The organism is Phycisphaerales bacterium (assembly GCA_020852515.1).
Lineage (GTDB): Bacteria > Planctomycetota > Phycisphaerae > Phycisphaerales > UBA5793 > UBA5793.
This window is the reverse complement of the sequence record JADZAS010000019.1, coordinates 21,241-37,613: the sequence shown is the minus strand read 5'-3', so window position 1 is coordinate 37,613 and position 16,373 is coordinate 21,241. Positions and strand designations below refer to the sequence as shown.

Annotated in this window: 13 protein-coding genes and 2 tRNA genes; 5 read left to right on the top strand and 10 right to left on the bottom strand. The window is 65.0% G+C overall.

Annotation, left to right across the window (positions count from 1 at the left end; genetic code table 11):
- Positions 1 to 153 precede the first annotated feature (153 nt).
- Positions 154 to 2,754, top strand: a complete 2,601-nt coding sequence (locus IT430_14040) for a hypothetical protein (protein ID MCC6909059.1) — start codon at positions 154 to 156, stop codon at positions 2,752 to 2,754.
- A 3-nt stretch (positions 2,755 to 2,757) separates the two neighbouring features.
- On the opposite strand, the gene IT430_14035 is transcribed toward IT430_14040, so the two are convergent.
- The gene (locus IT430_14035; protein MCC6909058.1) at positions 2,758 to 3,360 is read right to left on the bottom strand and encodes a nitroreductase family protein; all 603 of its coding nucleotides are present in this window, start codon (positions 3,358 to 3,360) and stop codon (positions 2,758 to 2,760) included.
- A 173-nt stretch (positions 3,361 to 3,533) separates the two neighbouring features.
- Between IT430_14035 and IT430_14030 the strand changes: the two genes are divergently transcribed.
- Entirely contained in the window at positions 3,534 to 4,223 is a 690-nt protein-coding gene (locus IT430_14030) for a hypothetical protein (GenBank protein ID MCC6909057.1), read from the top strand.
- Positions 4,224 to 4,241: 18 nt separating this feature from the next.
- Here IT430_14030 and IT430_14025 read toward each other — a convergent pair.
- Positions 4,242 to 4,313, bottom strand: a tRNA-Gly gene (locus IT430_14025).
- Between the two features lie 229 nt (positions 4,314 to 4,542).
- On the opposite strand from IT430_14025, the gene IT430_14020 reads away from it, so the two are divergent.
- On the top strand, positions 4,543 to 5,070 hold the full coding sequence (locus IT430_14020; GenBank protein ID MCC6909056.1) for a hypothetical protein: 528 nt from the start codon (positions 4,543 to 4,545) through the stop codon (positions 5,068 to 5,070).
- A 149-nt stretch (positions 5,071 to 5,219) separates the two neighbouring features.
- Here the strand turns inward: IT430_14020 and IT430_14015 are convergent, their stop codons facing one another.
- From IT430_14015 to IT430_13980, 8 genes are all read right to left on the bottom strand, one after another.
- Entirely contained in the window at positions 5,220 to 7,037 is a 1,818-nt protein-coding gene (locus IT430_14015) for a hypothetical protein (protein MCC6909055.1), read from the bottom strand.
- A gap of 162 nt (positions 7,038 to 7,199) precedes the next feature.
- Positions 7,200 to 7,287 (bottom strand) — tRNA-Ser (locus IT430_14010).
- A gap of 35 nt (positions 7,288 to 7,322) precedes the next feature.
- Positions 7,323 to 8,375: an SMP-30/gluconolactonase/LRE family protein gene (locus tag IT430_14005; GenBank protein MCC6909054.1), complete on the bottom strand. Its 1,053-nt coding sequence runs from the start codon at positions 8,373 to 8,375 to the stop codon at positions 7,323 to 7,325.
- Positions 8,376 to 8,478: 103 nt separating this feature from the next.
- Positions 8,479 to 9,147: a zinc metallopeptidase gene (locus IT430_14000; GenBank protein ID MCC6909053.1), complete on the bottom strand. Its 669-nt coding sequence runs from the start codon at positions 9,145 to 9,147 to the stop codon at positions 8,479 to 8,481.
- Positions 9,148 to 9,328: 181 nt separating this feature from the next.
- A complete protein-coding gene (locus tag IT430_13995) occupies positions 9,329 to 10,477 on the bottom strand; it encodes a hypothetical protein (protein ID MCC6909052.1) in 1,149 nt (382 codons plus the stop codon).
- Positions 10,478 to 10,716: 239 nt separating this feature from the next.
- Positions 10,717 to 12,258, bottom strand: a complete 1,542-nt coding sequence (locus IT430_13990; GenBank protein ID MCC6909051.1) for a hypothetical protein — start codon at positions 12,256 to 12,258, stop codon at positions 10,717 to 10,719.
- Positions 12,258 to 14,591 (bottom strand): hypothetical protein, encoded by a 2,334-nt coding sequence (locus IT430_13985; GenBank protein MCC6909050.1) that lies wholly within the window; start codon positions 14,589 to 14,591, stop codon positions 12,258 to 12,260. Before IT430_13985 ends, IT430_13990 begins: the two co-directional genes overlap by 1 nt.
- Positions 14,588 to 15,475, bottom strand: coding sequence for a site-specific DNA-methyltransferase (locus IT430_13980; GenBank protein MCC6909049.1), 888 nt, complete (start codon positions 15,473 to 15,475; stop codon positions 14,588 to 14,590). The genes IT430_13985 and IT430_13980 overlap by 4 nt, the downstream gene beginning before the upstream one ends.
- A 96-nt stretch (positions 15,476 to 15,571) precedes the next feature.
- Between IT430_13980 and IT430_13975 the strand changes: the two genes are divergently transcribed.
- The gene (locus IT430_13975) at positions 15,572 to 16,036 is read left to right on the top strand and encodes a PTS sugar transporter subunit IIA (protein ID MCC6909048.1); all 465 of its coding nucleotides are present in this window, start codon (positions 15,572 to 15,574) and stop codon (positions 16,034 to 16,036) included.
- Entirely contained in the window at positions 16,029 to 16,370 is a 342-nt protein-coding gene (locus IT430_13970; GenBank protein MCC6909047.1) for a hypothetical protein, read from the top strand. The genes IT430_13975 and IT430_13970 overlap by 8 nt, the downstream gene beginning before the upstream one ends.
- Positions 16,371 to 16,373: the final 3 nt, after the last annotated feature.

Genomic DNA, 16,373 nt, shown 5'->3' with positions numbered 1-16,373 from the left:
ACCCCACCCCGCGGCGGCCAACGCGCCAGTCGTCCGAGTTCCGCCTCGGATGGTTTTTCACACAATGGTCCTCGTCAGGATTCAAAATCCGTTATGATGAGCCTTCCTGCGTCCGGCCGCGGCAATGCGGTCGCCCAGGAGGAGGATTTTCCCATGCTCCATCGTCGCCGCGTCGGTCTGAGTGCCATTCTCGTTTCGGTCCTGGCTGTGTGGACCGGCTGCGCCAGCTGGGAGGGGTCGGTCGGGTCCGCCGAACGGGAAGGAGGCCTCAAACACGACGAGCCGCTCGCGGCCGCTCGCTTCCGCTACCAGCAGCGGCTCAGCGAAGACGGCACCGTGCCGGCCAACGCACTGATGCGGGCCAAAGGCCAGCGCGATCACCTGCTCGAGAATCCCATGGATGGCGCCGGCATCTCTCCCGACGCATGGACCTGGCTTGGGCCGGGCAACATCGGCGGCCGGCTGCGCGCCATCATCATTCATCCGGTTGATCCGAACACGATGTGGGTTGGCTCCGCCAGCGGCGGGATCTGGAAGACCACCGACGGCGGCGCCGCGTGGTTCCCCCTTGATGACTTCATGCCGTCGCTCTCCATCGGCTGCATGGCCATCGATCCGACCGATCCGAGCGTGCTTTATGCCGGCACCGGCGAAGGGTTTTTTGACGCGCTCGACGGCACGTCGAACACCGCCGCCATTCGCGGGGCCGGCGTCTTCAAGACCACTGACGGCGGAACCACGTGGAACCAACTGCCCGCCACCGCCGACGAGGACTGGTCGTTCGTCAACCGCATAGCTGTCGACCCTCGAGACCGGGACACGGTGTTCGCGGCGACGGCCAGCGGGATCTACCGCAGCTCCGACGGCGGCGGAGCGTGGACGCGGACGGCCACTTTCGCAGCTCTCGACATCCGCATTGACCCGAACGATTCATCGCGGCTGGTGGCGGGTGGCGATCATCACGCTCCGGGGCCGTACTACTCAACCGATGGCGGCTCGACGTGGCAGACTGCTACGGGCATTCCCGCGCCCGATCGCGTCGAACTCTCCTACGCGCCGGCCACGCCGAACATGGTCTACGCCTCGGTCAGCGACGGCGGCACGATCCGCATCTACCGCTCGACCGATGGCGGCGCGAGCTACGCGCTGCGCGGCAGCAGCATCGGCACCTATTCCGGATACAACAACACGATCTGGGTTGATCCGTTCAATTCTGACACGCTCGTGGTCGGCGGTATCTACATCTATCGCTCGACGAACGGCGGGACGTCCTCATCGCGGGTCTGGAGCGGCATGCATCCGGACTTCCACGTCGTCGTGAACCACCCCGGCTACGACGGATCTTCGAACCGCACGCTCTTCATCGGCCACGACGGCGGCATCAGCCGCGTGCCCGACGCGTATGGCTCGTCCTACACGGATCTGAACAACAACCTGGGCGTGACGCAGTTCTACGGAGTTGCCGTCAGCGCCAACGGCAGCGTCGTCGTGGGCGGCACGCAGGACAACGGGACGCTGCGCTACGCCGGCAATCCGCAGGCCTGGCAGATGACGTTCGGCGGCGATGGCGGATTCTGTGCAGCCGACCCGGTTGACCCGAATTACCTCTACGGCGAGATCTACTACTCACAGATCTTCCGCTCGACCAACGGCGGACAGAACTGGTCCTACATCCACAGCGGGATCAGCGACACGAACCGCGCCAACAGCAACTTCATCCCCCACTTTATCCTCGATCCGAACAACTCGAACCGGATGCTCACGGGCTGCCGGCGGCTGTGGCGCACGAACAACGTCAAGTCCGGCTCGCCGTCGTGGACGGTGATCAAACAGGCGATCGGCTTCGGCCCTGAGCCCGATCCGTTCGCTACCCCCCTGCCGCAGGATCACTTTGCCGAAAACGATCCGCGCAACATCAGCACCATCACGGTCGCGCCCGGCGATTCGAATCGCATCTACGTCGGGCACAACAATGGCCAGATCTACCTGACCAGCAACGGTCAGGACGCCGTGCCCGACTGGACGCGCATCGACACGCTGGGCAACACGAATCCGCCGGCGCGATGGGTGTCGCATATCGTGGTCGATCCGACCAATCCCAATGTGGTCTACGTCTCGTTCATGGGATGGGAGGCGGACAACATCTGGCAATTCAACGTGGACCAGAGCCGGTGGACGGCGATCAGCGGCACGGGCGGCGACTGGCCGCTGCCCAGCGCTCCCGTCAGTGCGCTCGAGGCGCACCCGACGATGCCCGGCTGGATTTACGCCGGCACCGACATCGGCATCTTCACCTCGACTGATGGCGGCGCGACGTGGTCGGCTTCGACCCAGGGGCCGGGCACGGTTCCCATTGACGAACTGCTGTGGAAAGATGCGTCAACGCTCGTGGCGGCCACGCACGGCCGCGGCGCGTTTCTCGCCGACGTCAGCCTTGAAATCACCCTGCTCGACCCGGTGCCGGGAATCGCAGGCCAGATGAACCGGCTCATGACGACCAACGGCACTTCGGGCCGGCGCGTGTACTTCATCTACAGCATGCGAGGCGGCACGACCAACGTGCCCGGCTGCAACGGCGTGGTCGTGAATATGAGCCAGCCGACCATCGCCGGCGATGCGATTGTCGATGGCAACGGCGAGGCCGCGCTTGATCTCAACGTGCCTCAGGCGGCGTCCGGGCGCACCGTGCGCATCCAGTCGGTGGAGCGGGCCACGTGCCGAGTGAGCAATCTTGTGCAGTTCACGTTCCAGTAGGCGTCAGTCGAGAAAGGCCGCGGGCGTTTCCCAGCCGCCGTCGAAAACGAATTCGCGCAGCGCCTTGCGCGGCCGCTCGGCCGTGTCGCGCTCGCGGTAGTCGCCGGTGATCTGCTCGTCGGGCTTTCGATAGCCGACGGCGATGCCCGTCGCCACTTCGAATCCTTCGGGCACGTTAAAGGTCTGGCGCGCCTTGTCGAGATCGACGCCGGCCATCTGATGCACGTACAGCCCGCGTGCCGTGGCTTCGAAGGTCAGGCTTGCCGCGGCAAGGCCGAGGTCGTGCAGCGCCACGCGGTTGGGCTTGCCGTTGCGGCTGAAGGTGGTGCGGATGCATCCCAGCGCGAGCAGCCCCACGTGCCGGGCCCACTGCTGGTTTGCTTCGACGAGGCACGAGAGGATCCGATCGAACCCCGCTTCGTCGGTGCGCAAGGCAGCGATGAATCGCCAAGGCTGTTCGTTGTAAGACGACGCCGACCATCGGGCCGCCTCGAACAGCGCCAAGGCGTCTTCCTTCGAGACGGGCCGGTCGTCGAAGGCGTATGGGCTCCAGCGGCGCGTGAGCAGGTCGTGAATGGGATGGTCCGGCCGGGCGACCTTGGTCATTGGTCCGTCTCCTTCATGTTGTGCCGGCAAATAGTAGTGCCTGCCGCGGGCGAGGAGTTGACTGCAACTGGTGCTATGCGGTTCCGAATGAGAAGTGAAGGCGACAGCGCAGCCTGATACGATCTCGAGCATCTCACTTCGACGCACTCGATCACTTTCGAGAGGAGCGGCCCATGCCGTGGAGCCTGTTTCCATCGCCCGACGAAGGACGATCGATGTGGCTCGACTTTCGCCGCGGGCGATTGTCGTTCTTCGGCCGCCTCGTGCTCAGCAGTGGCGGCTTTGGCGCATCGCTCTCGCTGTGCCTGGTGGCCATCGCGATATCGGCGCCGAACCATCGCGTGCAGGAAGAGGTGGCGATGTCGATCCTCGCGTTCGGCGCGCTGCTCTGGGTGCTGCTGCTGGCGTGGCTGTGGGTCGGCCACGCGGTCATTGGGCCGCTGCTGCGCGGCCTGTTCGTGGTCGCCGCGGTGTGGTTCGTTGTCATTCTGATGGCGGTGTTCATCGCCAGCCGCTTGCCCAACGATGAACTGTGGATCAGCGCGCTGGTCGTCGCGGGCATCACCGCAACGGTCGTGTACGTTGCCGGCCTCGTCTACGCCGGGCTGCGCGGGCGGGCGATTCACACGCTGGCCGGTCAGGTCAACGTGCAGTGCGCCGACTGCGGCTACTCGCTCGTGGGCAAGACGGACTGCACCTGCCCGGAATGCGGCAGGCAGTACACCGTGGATGAACTCATCGCCCTGCAGGACTATGACGCTCTTCGACGGCGGTCTGAAGCCGATCGAGCGATGGAACCCGCCGCGAGAGCCGCCGCGGAGGCGCTGCAGCGACCCGCCCTGCCCGGCGAGCCGTCGCACTGATTGGGGTCGAAAGTCAAGAGCGGGCGAAGGGACTCGAACCCTCAACATTCAGCTTGGAAGGCTGACACTCTACCATTGAGTTACGCCCGCAGGCGGCGGAGTATAGGGCTGTTCGAAGCGCTGGATGCGGCCGAGAGGCCAAAGGAGCGACGTTGTTGCGGCACGCGCTTGACGGTTGCATCGGAGTCGCATGGCGCTCAGACGGGCGCCAACCTTTTTTGGTGGGTTTTCCGCGATAAACTGCGAGGGCATCGGGTATCATACCGGCGTGGCGTAGAAATCAGCCTGAACGAGTGTTGCTTTGCGAAAGGGAGAGACCATGATGCGATTCAGTCACCTACTGTGCCTTGCCAGCGCTGCAATGGTGGGAGCCGGCGCCGCCGCGGATCCCCTGTTTCACAGTGGGAGCATCGAGCGCGGCGAAGTCGCCGCTGCCATCAGCGCACCGGGCCCGATCGACCGAATCGCAGAACCTGCTGCGTCCGACGTGGCTCTGTGGAAAGACGATGAACAGACCCCGGCGGGCCTGATCCTCTCCGTGAGAGGCGACTGCCGCTGGAGCCTGGGCATCAACTGGCAAAACGCTACTCCGTATCGGCGCATGGGGATTGCGGTGGCTGACGGCGTAGGCAACTTCACTCTGCCAGGCGGCGTGTGTGGCGGAACCAGGCTTGGCCTGAGCAGCCGCGGACTGCAACTCCTTTACCAGGGCCGCACGGGTTCAACTGGCTCGGGCGGAATAAACCGGAACTACCATGGGGCCCTTTGCGGCACGGCCATCCAGATGATTGTGGAGGACGGCAACCCATGCTCAACCAGCAACGTCGTCGAGATCGTCAGACAGTGAGCTTGGCCGTCGTTTCTCTCTCTCCATAGCGCCCAGGCAGTGGCCAAAGCCGCTGCGGAGATGCTGCAACGAGCAAAAATGCCCGGGAAGGCAATCGCCTTCCCGGGCATTCAGCCTGGAAGGCTGACGTTCAGCCATATTGAGCCGCATCAGGGATCGAAGTTGTAGCACTTGCTCAGGTACTGGTACCCGCCCCCGGCCAGTACCGTTCGCACGAACGTTCCGTTGACCTGGTATTCGTGAATCCCCGTGGTCGTGCTCACCAGCAGGTTCCCAGAGGGCAACTGGATCACGCCGCGCGGCGAGCCGTTGACGGCGAATGATCCCTGCAGTTGACCCGTGGTGACGCGGATCTTCTGAATGCGCCCGGCGTTGAATGCAGCGACGGCATACTGATTGTTGTTGTTGATGGTCGTGATCTGCTGCGGGAAGTCGATGCCTCCCGGGGTCGTGCGGCCGAAGAAGCGCAGGTTGAGCCGATAGCCCTCGATGGCGTCGTCGTTGATCTCGCTCATGACGTAATACTTGTGGTTGCCGCCGAGCGCGAGCAGGAAGACGTCGTAGAAGTTGCCGCTGACCGTATCAGTTTGAAGCGTGCCGAAACGGTTCCAGGCGCGAAAGCCGGTCGAAGTGGCGCCGACGATGTAGTCGCCAAAGGACGTGGCGATCCCGCGCAACTGTCCAGAGGGAATCGTGCCGAACGTGCCGAACAGATCGCCGTTTTCCTGGATCTTGAAGATGGAGCCCGAGGCCCGATCCGCGAGCAGCAGCAGTCCGCCCTGCAGCGGGCTCAGATCATCGTCGATGATCTCGACGCCGTCGTCGGCAAAGCCGGTATCGAACGTGCGCAGGAAGTCGCCGGTATCCGGGTTGAGCACGTACATGCGGTCTTCGTCGGAGTTGTTGCACATGATCGTGCCGCGCGTGTAGTTGGGGATGAGCACGAAGCCCTGCGTGCGGCCGTTCTTCTGCCCGTAGCCGCAGATTTCGCCGAGGTTGTTCACGCCGGTGGCCACCTGCAGCGTCCAGCCGGAGTTGAGCGGAATGAGGTCGTTCAGATCGGTCATCTGTCCGCGGTACCACATGATGGCCCGGCTGCCTGAGCCGTTGAAGTAGCAGTCGCCGACGATGACGGCGTCGTCGTTGATGTCGTTGGCCCTGACGGAGGCGCCGCCGGGCAGAACGCCGAGATTGGTGCGCACGCCGCTGTCCCAGAGAAACGCGCGCTCGTCCGCGAAGCCGTTGAAGTTGAACGCATCGCAGGCGACCTGATTGTGTTCGTTCACCGCGTTGGCGACGGAATCGGTGAACGGCGAGAGCGTGCCGAGATCGGTGATGCCCCCGCCGCTGCTCCAGATAAACGCGTGCAGGGTGCTGCTGTTGAGGATGCGTGCGCCGCCGCATACGACATCGCTGTTGTTCACGTCGTAGCCGAAGCCCTGGTTGCCGCCGAGCGTCGGGAGATCGACAAATCCGCCGGAGGACGACCACAGGTAGGCGCGCGGCCCGTTAGCGGTGTCGCGATAGCCGGTGATGCGATCGAGGCGGTTAATTCCTTCGGCCGAACGGGTCGAGCCGCCCATGGCCGTGGCGCTCGAGTTCGAGCCGATCCATCGCGCGGGCTCGATATCGGAGACGCCCACGACGGTGCCGACGTAACTGATGTCGAAGCCTTCGGTCTCGAAGTCGCCGGGGAGCGGATCGAGCAGCGTGGACTGGCCGGTGTGCGCGCGATAGCGAAACGCGGCGCGCACGTCGAACGCCGTGGCGTGGTAGCCCGTGACTACGCCGAAGTCGTTGATCGCCAGCGCGCGGTTCGCGTCGTGGTTGCTGATGATTGGAATCTCCTGCACGCGGTAGCGCGAGGTGATCTGCGCATGGACCACGCCGGTGAGGGCCAGATTCAGCGAGGCGGCGGTTACAGCCAGCGCCGCCAGTCGGCGCTTTTGCGGGATGCACTGCATCATGTTCTCTCTCCTCTTGGGAGCAGCGCCGCCGCATCCACGCAACGCGCCGGAGCGCCCCTTGCCACGTTCCCTCCCACTGGCATTGTCCCGGCCGGAACGGACCGGGCAACCAGCGCGGCATCGACTCTGATTTTGCGGCCGCACTTGGACCGCCTCAGACAACGGTGAGGGTGGGATTCGAACCCACGGTAAGAACAAGTCCTACACCGGTTTTCAAGACCGGTCCCTTCAGCCGCTCGGGCACCTCACCAGGCTGGGCAACTCTACGCGGCGGCCGCGCCATCGTCACTTCGGCTCGGGGCGCGGCGCCCGCGCGAAGTTCGGCCGCGAGAGGCTGCCGAGGTAGAGCATGCCGTCATGCTCCTCAACGCTGGTGATCAGCGAGAAGTGCTCGCCAGACGGATCGCGCAGCATTTCGACCGGAGCGCCATCGAGATCAAGTCCGAGCACCAGGCCGCTGTGCTGCGGCTTGGGCAGCATCGAGCGCGGCAGGCGGCACATGGCCCGCTTGAGCCACGGCCGCGGATGCACAAAATCCAGCACCGGCGAGCGCGGCGAGACGATCGCCACCCAGAATCGATCCGTGCCGTTGCACGAAACGCCATCCGGAAAGCCGGGGAGATTGTCGATGAAGATCTCCGACTCGCCGGCGCGCGCTCCCGTCAGCCACACGCGATGGATGCAATAACGCGCCGTCTCGTTGACGAGGACGAATGACTCATCGGGAGACACCGCGACGCCGTTGGCGAAGTTAAGTTCGCCCAGCAGCAGTTCGGTCTGCTTCGTCGCGGGGTCGTAGCGCATGAGCCGGCCCGAGCCGCGCTGCTCGATGAAGTCGATGTCGTAGTCATTGAGCCCGCGCCGGCTCGAGGCGTCGGTGAAGTAGATCATCCCGCTGGGCGCCACATCTACGTCGTCAGTAAACATGAAGGGCACGCCGTCGTGCTCGACAGCCAGGACGGTGATGGCGCCGCTGGGGTCAATACAAAGCAGCCCCTTGTATGCGTCGGCGACGATCAGATGACCCTCGGGGTCGAAATCGAGGCCGAGCGGTCGGCCGCCCGTGTCGCCGAGAATCTCTGCGTTCTGGCCGTCGCGATCGAAGCGCACGATGCGGCCGTCGAGCATGCCGGCGTAGAGCCGCCCCAGTTCGTCGATGGCCACGTCCTCGGGCCCGTCGCTGGCGTCCTGCCCGAGCAGTTCGACGGCGGAGAGATCGAATTCACTCGACTGCGCACCGGCAAGCGGCGGGCCGGTCGGCGGCTGCCACGCGAGCGGGTCCACGTCGATGGGCCAGAGCAGCAGATAGCCGAGCGCCACCCCGAGCGCCGCAAGCACGATCGCGATCCATCTCCGGCGGCGCGGGCGAGTCCTGGAGGGCTCACTCATGCGGCGATGGTAGTCGACTGTGGGAGATTCGGGCAGCGATGGGAGCGCCTGCTCAATCGCGCCGGCCGCTGGCCAGCGAGACGAAGTAGAGCAGTTGCAGCACGGCGGTGAGCGTGGCCGCAACGTAGGTCATGGCCGCGGCGTTGAGCACCTTGCCCACCTGTGCGTCTTCGGCGTGCGAAACGATGCCGGTTCGAAGCAGTTCCACGCGGGCCCGCTTACTCGCGTCGAACTCCACGGGCAGGTTGACGAGTTGGAAGACCACGACCGAAGAGAAGAGCGCGATGCCCGCCCAGATGAGGCCGGTGACGGCCATGAACATGCCGGCGATGATGAGAATCCACGACAGGCCGCTGCCGATGCTGGCGACGGGAACGATGGCGTTGCGGATGGCCATTGGCCCGTAGTTGGCCGCGTGCTGCAGCGCGTGGCCGGCCTCATGGCACGCCACCCCCACCGACGCGATCGACCGGCCGGAGTACACCTGCGGACTGAGGCGCAGCACCTTGTGCCGGGGATCGTAATGGTCGCTGAGCATGCCCTGGGTCATCTCGATGCCGACGTCAAAGCAGCCGGCGTCGCGCAGCACGCGCTGGGCCGCCTGGGCGCCCGTCAGCCCGCTGCTCACCGGCACGCGGCTCATTTTCGCGTAGGCGCTGCTCACCTTGGCCTGCGCCCACAGTGCGAGAATCATGGCCGGCGCCAGAAACACGAAGTACATGGGATCGAAGATCATGGATGAGTGAACCTCTGGAAAGCACCATCGGCCCTTGAGGCGCTGGTCCCTCCATTATTGGGAAGCGCCGCGGGCGGCTGCATGAGTGATACTCTGGAGCCGCCGAGATTGTTCGCTCAACCCGTACGGCTTACCCAGTCTTGCTGCTGCCCCGAAGCGCGGCCGCTTAGCGTAGAAACTCCAGCCGCACCGCGTTGGTGATTGCCTTGCCTTGCGGTTGAGAGGGGTCGTTGCAGATGGCCTGGAGGTAGAACGAATACGGCCCACGGCCGCCGGTGATTTCCGGACGGAAGTAGCGGCCGTTCTCATCCGTCGTCACGCGCTTGACGATGCTTGGCGGGGTCGGCACGACCATCCCGCCCGCGTAGTTCCGTGGGTGGAAGTGTCGCGAGCCCAGCACGACCACTTCGGCGTTCGCCGGCGCGTCATAGATCATCAGGTCCGCCAGCCCGCCGGGCCCGAGCGCATCGCCCGCGACGGTGAGCCTGGCGCTGCCCGGCCCGCCGTAGCCGATGTCTTCCTGCACGACCGTCGTGGCCACGACATCATCGACGCGGCGGATCACTTCACGCAGCGTGACCTCCGCGGCCAGCCGCGCCGTCTCCCAGGAGATCAAGCCGCCCACGTGCACATGACCGGCGGCGATGCACCAATCCGGGTCGGCGGGCGAGTTGTGAATCGCCTGGTACCACACGCCGTGATACGCCTCGAACTCGGAGAGAAAACCGCCGCCATCGTGCGCATAACAAACGAACGCGTTCAGGCCGAGGTTGGCGTTGCGCACGGCCGTGGCAATCTCTTCGACGGGCAGTTTCGATGTCCGCAAGTGATTCGCCGGGACCGAGCCATCCGGAGGTGCGGGCGTCGGCTGATACGGCGGCGTGTAGTCGTTGATCCACACGAGGCGGTTGTACTGGTTGAACTCGACCTCCCAACTCAGGTCGATCTGCCCGCGGCTGAAGGTGATGATCGCGATGGGCTTGAGCGAATCGGCGATGCGCCAGAAGTCTTCGGAGGTGTCCTGGTAATCGACTTCGAGATCGCCCATGCCCCGACCGCAGTTGTTGCAGTTCGGCGGGACAAACTCGGGAAAGTAGGACATCACGTCGTAGCCGCTGTTCTCCCAGTTCGATCCGACCCAGCCGTCGGGATTCTGATCCGGATTGGTGCTGAAGCGGCGCAGCGCCTCGTTCGACGGCGGCCAGTAGCCCGTGAGCATGATGATCGGACGCTGCCCCTGCGGCGCGAAGCGAGGCGGCAGCGGGCTGCCCGCCGGCACGCGCGGCCGGCTGAGTTCCGGCCAGACAGGCGCCACGCCGTCGCTCCGGTGAGGTGTGTGCGATCCAGGTTGAGCCAGAGCGGGAGAAACGGAACTCGTGAATCCGAGCAGAAGGGTGATCGTACGAAGACAGCGATTGTTCATGACGGCTCCGTGCGATGAGGTTGCGGAGATCGGGCCTTGCGGCCGCCTCAGTATACACGCTCTTACTGCGGTGCCAGCCCCAAATCCTGCGCTTCGGCGCTGCACAGGCACGTCCGATCACTCGTTCTCGCCTACGGCCGCGAGTCTATCGGCAGCGAGGAGAGATCCCAGATGACGAGGTCATGAGCGTATTGCAGTCCCGGCGCCGTTTCGGCGGCATTCGGGTCACGCTGAGCTGTCGCTCCCAACCAGCGGCCATCGGGTGAAACGCACAGTCTGATCCCGTACAGATTCGACGGAATGTTCAGCCGGGCGACCCAGCGACCGGTGCTCGTATCGCGCACCCAGACGGAGTCGTTCGCGACGAAGAGATACCGCCCGCCGGGCGAGAGAATCACGCACCATGTGTGCGAAGGGGCCCAGCCCGGCAGTCGCAACACGCCGAGCGACTCGCCGGTCGTCAGGTCGACGCCGCGCACGCCGTTACCGAATGTGGTAGGAAAGAAGGCGCGAGTTCCATCGGCGGTTACGGCCGGATAAGCGCCGTAATCGATTGATTCGCCAAGATCGATCGAGCGCACCTCCTTCCCGTCCTCGTCAAGCAGGTAGAGAATGGCCTGTTTGCGGTTGTACGATTCCATGAACGTCGGGGCCGAGAGCCATGCAGCCGGACCGCCAGGCGCGAGGCGCTGCAGGGTGCGCTCAACTGGTTCACCGGGCCGGTATTCGTAGGCTGTATGCCCGAAGACGCGCGTGATTCGCCCCGTGGACGTGTTCCAGCGCAACAGTACGTTCTCATTGCCAGTGAGGCCGAAGCAGTACACCGCTCCGGTCTCCGGCTCCTGATGCACGACGAGAGGAGCACCGAGGTCGCTGCTGACGGCAAGGGAGGAATCGGGGCAGTCGACGACGCGCCCGTCGCGTGTGGAGATGCTTACAGGCCCATCCCATCCGGCGAGATACACGACGGAGAAATCTGAACTGGCAATGAGTGGGCCGTATGTGGCGGCATCTGAGCCGTAGAGCATTTGCGTCTGCGTTCCGGTGGCAAGGTCGAATCGCATCAGCACATCACCCTGCCGCTTGAACTGCGTGAGCCATGCCCATTTTGGCTTTTGTGAACGCTCGGTCAGCGCGGCGGACGGCCAGCTGAACCAGTCAGCGGCTGCAGCTCGCAATGGCTGCCGCAGTGCATAGAACGTCCCTGATCCTGCTGCAAGCAGCAGCAGAAACCCCACCGGAACCAGCAGGCGTCTTGCAAGAGTCTGCCCGAGTCGGATCCCCCGCCTGTCGCATAATGAACCGCACTCTGGACACCGCGCGGGTGAACTCGACAAAGATGGACCATGGGACTCAAACTGCTCGGAGACATCGTAATTGCACTTGCGGCAGTACCTGCGACCGACCTGTTGCGGATGTCGGTATCGACGCCAGATCACGATGAGCACGAGCAGCGAGCCAAGGCCGCCCACGATACCCGCGGCGTGTCCATTGAAGTGCAGCAGCACGTCCCACAGGTCAATCGACGGACCGTGGAGATGCAGGATGGCGCTGCCGCCACCTGGGTCGAACGCAAATCCCTGAATCTCCGGCGGTTCGCCGAAGCTCACCTGATGCAGCGGATCGATGATCGTGATTCCATCGCGGGTCTGGGACTGCTGCATGAGCGTCATTACCACTTGAATTCCAGCATCACTCGTTCGTTCGTGTCGATGAACAGGCCGTGCAGCGGGCTGGCCTGGGGGGTTTCGTGATTCGGGCTGCCGGTGGCTTCGGTTTGACCGTTGGACCGCTCGGCAGAGTAGAAATCTTCCGTGCCGCCGGCGTCGAGGAACACTGACCAGCTGTAGCAGCCGGTCTCGGCGAAGTGATAGTCGTTGCCGCCCGACTGGCCGCGCGTGGCGCCGGCGGGCGCGACATAGCGATCAACCCCATCGAGATCGACCAGCCACGCGATGGCCTGCTGCGATGCTCCGCCCTGGGCCAGTCCGTCGGCCTGGTAGGAATCGTTGCCGGCCCGGTCGATCAGCAGCGTGGCGCTGATGTCCCACGAACCGCTCTGGCTCGCGGCCGTCATTGACCAGTAGGTGTCGTCGCCCGCATCATCGGCGAGGATGCCCAGCGCCTGGTGGGCCGCCCACGCCTGACCGTATCGATTGCCGTAGTAAAGGTCGTTGCCGCCGGCGTCGTGGAGGATGCCCAGGGCCCAGTAGTAGCCGCCTCCCTGACAGAACTCGCCGCCTTCGTAGCGGTCATCGCCGCCGAGATCGGAGATCACGCCGATGCCGCCCGAGTCGTAGAGCCGAACGCCGACGCCCACACCCTGGCTGAAACCGACAAACACGGCGGGCGTGCCGTACGCCGATGGCGCCGGCCCGTTCACGCGATAGAGGTCGCGGCCGTTCTGATCGATGATGGCGCCAAAGCCGCGCGGCCCGCCGACACCCTGGCTCATCAACTCGGCGATGTAGGTGTCGCTCTCGTTGCCGCCGTCGATGATGGCGCCGAGGCCGTAGAAGGCGGCGCCGATCGACCAGCGCGTGCCGCGATACGTATCCGCGCCGGCCTTATCGACAATCAGGCCGACGCCCATGACGCCTACGCCGCATGAGCGCTCAGCGCCTTCGTAAAGGTCGTTGCCCACCTGGTCCACGATGAGACTCACGCCAAGCAGCGCGCTGGCCGGGCCGCGAGCCGGGCTCGCGTATGAATCATCGCCGGCGAAGTCCACGATCAGTTGTGCATCGGGCCGCGCTTCCTGCGGCCATCGATACGAGTCGTTGCCGCCCAGGTCGATCACGGCGGCGATGCGCGTCATGTCGTACGAATTGGCGTTCGGGCCGCCGTAAATGATCCATTCTTCGCCTACCTGTCGCGCGCCGAGAATCTCTCCCTGCACGGCGCCGGCGAGGGCATCAGGCACGGGCACTCTCGCCGCATCCGCAGGTGCGGTGTTGCCGGGCTGCATGAAGCCGGCCAAGTTCGACGCCGCCGCCAGCAACGCGTGGTAATCGATGCTGAGACTGGCGCGCAGGCCGCCGATGAGCCGCTTGGCCTCGGGATGGCCGTGGATGTAGAGGTCGTGCGCGACCGTGTCGGTGATGTCGATCATCGTCACTGGCAGCGATTCGCGCAGGGTGTAATCAATGCCGCCGAAGGCGGTTTCGAGGTGGAGGTTCGCCTGTTCGATGGCCCCTGCGGCGAGATCGAGCGTCTGCTGCACATCGCCGCAATCAACCGGCAGCGGCGGGCGCGGCGGCGGACAATCGAGATTCGCAGCCGCCTGATCGAGAATCAGCGCGGGATCATTGGGCAGCGCGCTGAGCGGGGCGGTGATGGTCCGCTGCAGTTCGGCGAGCCGGCCCGGCCGGTGAAAGCCGTAACGCACGCGCGAGAGCATGTTGGCCCCGGCGTTCTTCTCAACGGTCGTGCGGAAATAATCGAGCAGTTGGTCGATCGGCTCGGTCAGGTCGTGCTCCAGTACCCGCGCGCGAATGTAGTTCTCGAGAATGCCGCTCTGCGCCGTCTCCGGCACGACCTTGTCGGGTTCGAAAGGCGGCGCTTCAGGCTGCACGTGCGCAACCGGCCCCGACCATTCCGCGCGCGATGCGAGCGTGATCTCGTAGTCCGCCTCTTCGCCACCCGCGCCGGCGGCAGGCACGGCTGTTTCTGGATTGCCCGCCGTGCGCCGCACGTGCAGCTCCACGCGATCGCCCGGCCTCGCGTCGAGCATGAACTGCTCGAATGCACCGCGATCCATCTTCTGACCGTTGACGGCCAGGATGAGATCGCCGCGGTTGACGACGTCGGAAGTGAAACCATGACCATTGAGCGGGCCGGGCAGGATCCAGCCGACGAGCAGCCCCGCCGGATCATCGCGCACGAGCAGGCCGTGAAAAGGCTGCTCCGCGAGGGGCCGCAAGTCTGTTTGTGCCATCAGGCAGGGCGCGGCGACGACCAGCCAGAGCGCGAATGCGAGGCGCCGGACATTTTGACGCGAATTCACTTCGATTCTCCTTCCGCGGCGAGCGAGTTGGCGCCAGCCGCACTGACCTGCACCGTGGGCGCTGGCGCATCGAGACAGGCAGCGAACCTGCGGCGCATGATCTCGATGGCTGCGGGGTTGGAGTCGACCAGCGTGCAGCGCCGGCCGTGGCGCCGCGCCGCCTCGCCCAGCGTTCCGCTGCCGGCAAAGAAGTCCAGCAACCGATCGCCTGGGCGCGAGTGCACGCGCACGACGCGTTCGAGCAGGCCCACGGGCTTTTGCGTTGGATAGCCGGTGCGCTCGCGGCTGTTGGTGGGGACGATGGTGTGCCACCAGACGTCGGTGGGCGTCTTGCCGCGCGCGGCCTTCTCGGGGCCCACGAGATCGGGCGCCATGTACGGGACGCGATCGATCGCATCGTATTCAAACGTGTAGTTCGCCTCGTCGCGGGCGTACCACAGGATCGAATCGTGCTTGGCCGGCCAGCGCCGCTTCGACCGGCCGCCGTAGTCGTAGGCCCAGATGATTTCGTTCATGAACGATTCGCGGCCAAAGATGCCGTCGAGCAGCACCTTGACGTAGTGCACCTCGCGCGCGTCGAGATGCACAAAGAGCGACCCGTCCGCGGCCAGCACCCGCCGCGCCTCGATCAATCGCGGCTCGAGGAACCCGAGGTAATCGTCGAACGCGTCTTCATACGACGTCCGCGCGCTGGTCTGCGTGCGGTATCGGCGTCCGCCAAAGCCGATCCGGTCGCCGGACTGCTCATCGCGCACGGTTCGAATCCGCGCGTGCGAGCGGCTGGCGCCGGTGTTGAACGGCGGGTCGATGTAGATGAGATTGAACGATCCGTCGGCGCAGCCCTGGAGGAAGCGGAGGTTGTCGTCGTGGACGATGTCGATCATCTTCGCAGGACAGTATCGCGGCCAGCGCGGCCGGGCACAGCGCCGCAAGCCAAGGGAACTGTTCAAATCACCGCCAGGACGCTATGCTGCCCTGCCATGGCGCTGCAGCCCTATATCCGTCCTGAACTGACCTTCATCTTTGACGACGTTGAGTCGCGCGACGACCTGTTTCGGCGCCTGGCCGGGGCGGTCGATTCGATGATTCCGGCGTTGCGCGGCGAAGCGCTGGTGCAGCGGCTCATCGCGCGGGAGAAGCAGATGCCGACTTCGACTCCCGAAGGCGTCGCCTTTCCGCACGCGCTGGCGGCCGAGATCGACAAGACCATGGTGACCGTGGCGCTGCTCAAGCCGGGCGTGAGTTTCGGCGTGGCGCATCACCCGGTCTCGGATCTCATCTTCTGCATGTTCGGCCCGACGAGCGACCCCTGGGACCACGTGCGCCTGCTTGCGCGGCTGGCGCGGATCGTCCGTGCCGAGCCCGCCCGCAACCGCCTTCGATCGTCGGAAGATGCAAACCAACTCTACGAGAGCCTGCTCGCAGAGGATCGCTCGCATGGATGAAGACGGCAAGTCCAAAGTGCGACTGCTCATCCTCATTGCGCGCACCGAGGCGGCGCTCGACGAACTCGTCACCGGCATGCTCGACGTGGGCATCACCGGCGCAACGGTGGTCGAGTCCAAGGGGCTGGGCGCGATTCTGCGGCAGGACATGCCGATGTTCGCCGGCCTCGCCGCCCTGCTACCGCAGCACACGGGCAGCCGCGTGGTCATTTCGCTGACCAATCTCGACGAAATTGCGGAACTGCGCCGCTACGTGGATGACATGGAGCCGGACCAGCAGCCGATCGCGATCTCGCTGCCGGTGGATGAGTCGTGGGGTCCGATTCGAACCTGAGCA

Excerpts from the sequence above, each read along its gene's own strand:
- IT430_14040 (MCC6909059.1), top strand. The coding sequence starts at position 154 with ATGCTCCATCGTCGCCGCGTCGGTCTGAGTGCCATTCTCGTTTCGGTC.
- IT430_14035 (MCC6909058.1), bottom strand. The coding sequence starts at position 3,360 with ATGACCAAGGTCGCCCGGCCGGACCATCCCATTCACGACCTGCTCACG.
- IT430_14030 (MCC6909057.1), top strand. The coding sequence starts at position 3,534 with ATGCCGTGGAGCCTGTTTCCATCGCCCGACGAAGGACGATCGATGTGG.
- IT430_14020 (MCC6909056.1), top strand. The coding sequence starts at position 4,543 with ATGATGCGATTCAGTCACCTACTGTGCCTTGCCAGCGCTGCAATGGTG.
- IT430_14015 (MCC6909055.1), bottom strand. The coding sequence starts at position 7,037 with ATGATGCAGTGCATCCCGCAAAAGCGCCGACTGGCGGCGCTGGCTGTA.
- IT430_14000 (MCC6909053.1), bottom strand. The coding sequence starts at position 9,147 with ATGTACTTCGTGTTTCTGGCGCCGGCCATGATTCTCGCACTGTGGGCG.
- IT430_13990 (MCC6909051.1), bottom strand. The coding sequence starts at position 12,258 with ATGACGCTCATGCAGCAGTCCCAGACCCGCGATGGAATCACGATCATC.
- IT430_13980 (MCC6909049.1), bottom strand. The coding sequence starts at position 15,475 with ATGATCGACATCGTCCACGACGACAACCTCCGCTTCCTCCAGGGCTGC.
- IT430_13975 (MCC6909048.1), top strand. The coding sequence starts at position 15,572 with ATGGCGCTGCAGCCCTATATCCGTCCTGAACTGACCTTCATCTTTGAC.
- IT430_13970 (MCC6909047.1), top strand. The coding sequence starts at position 16,029 with ATGGATGAAGACGGCAAGTCCAAAGTGCGACTGCTCATCCTCATTGCG.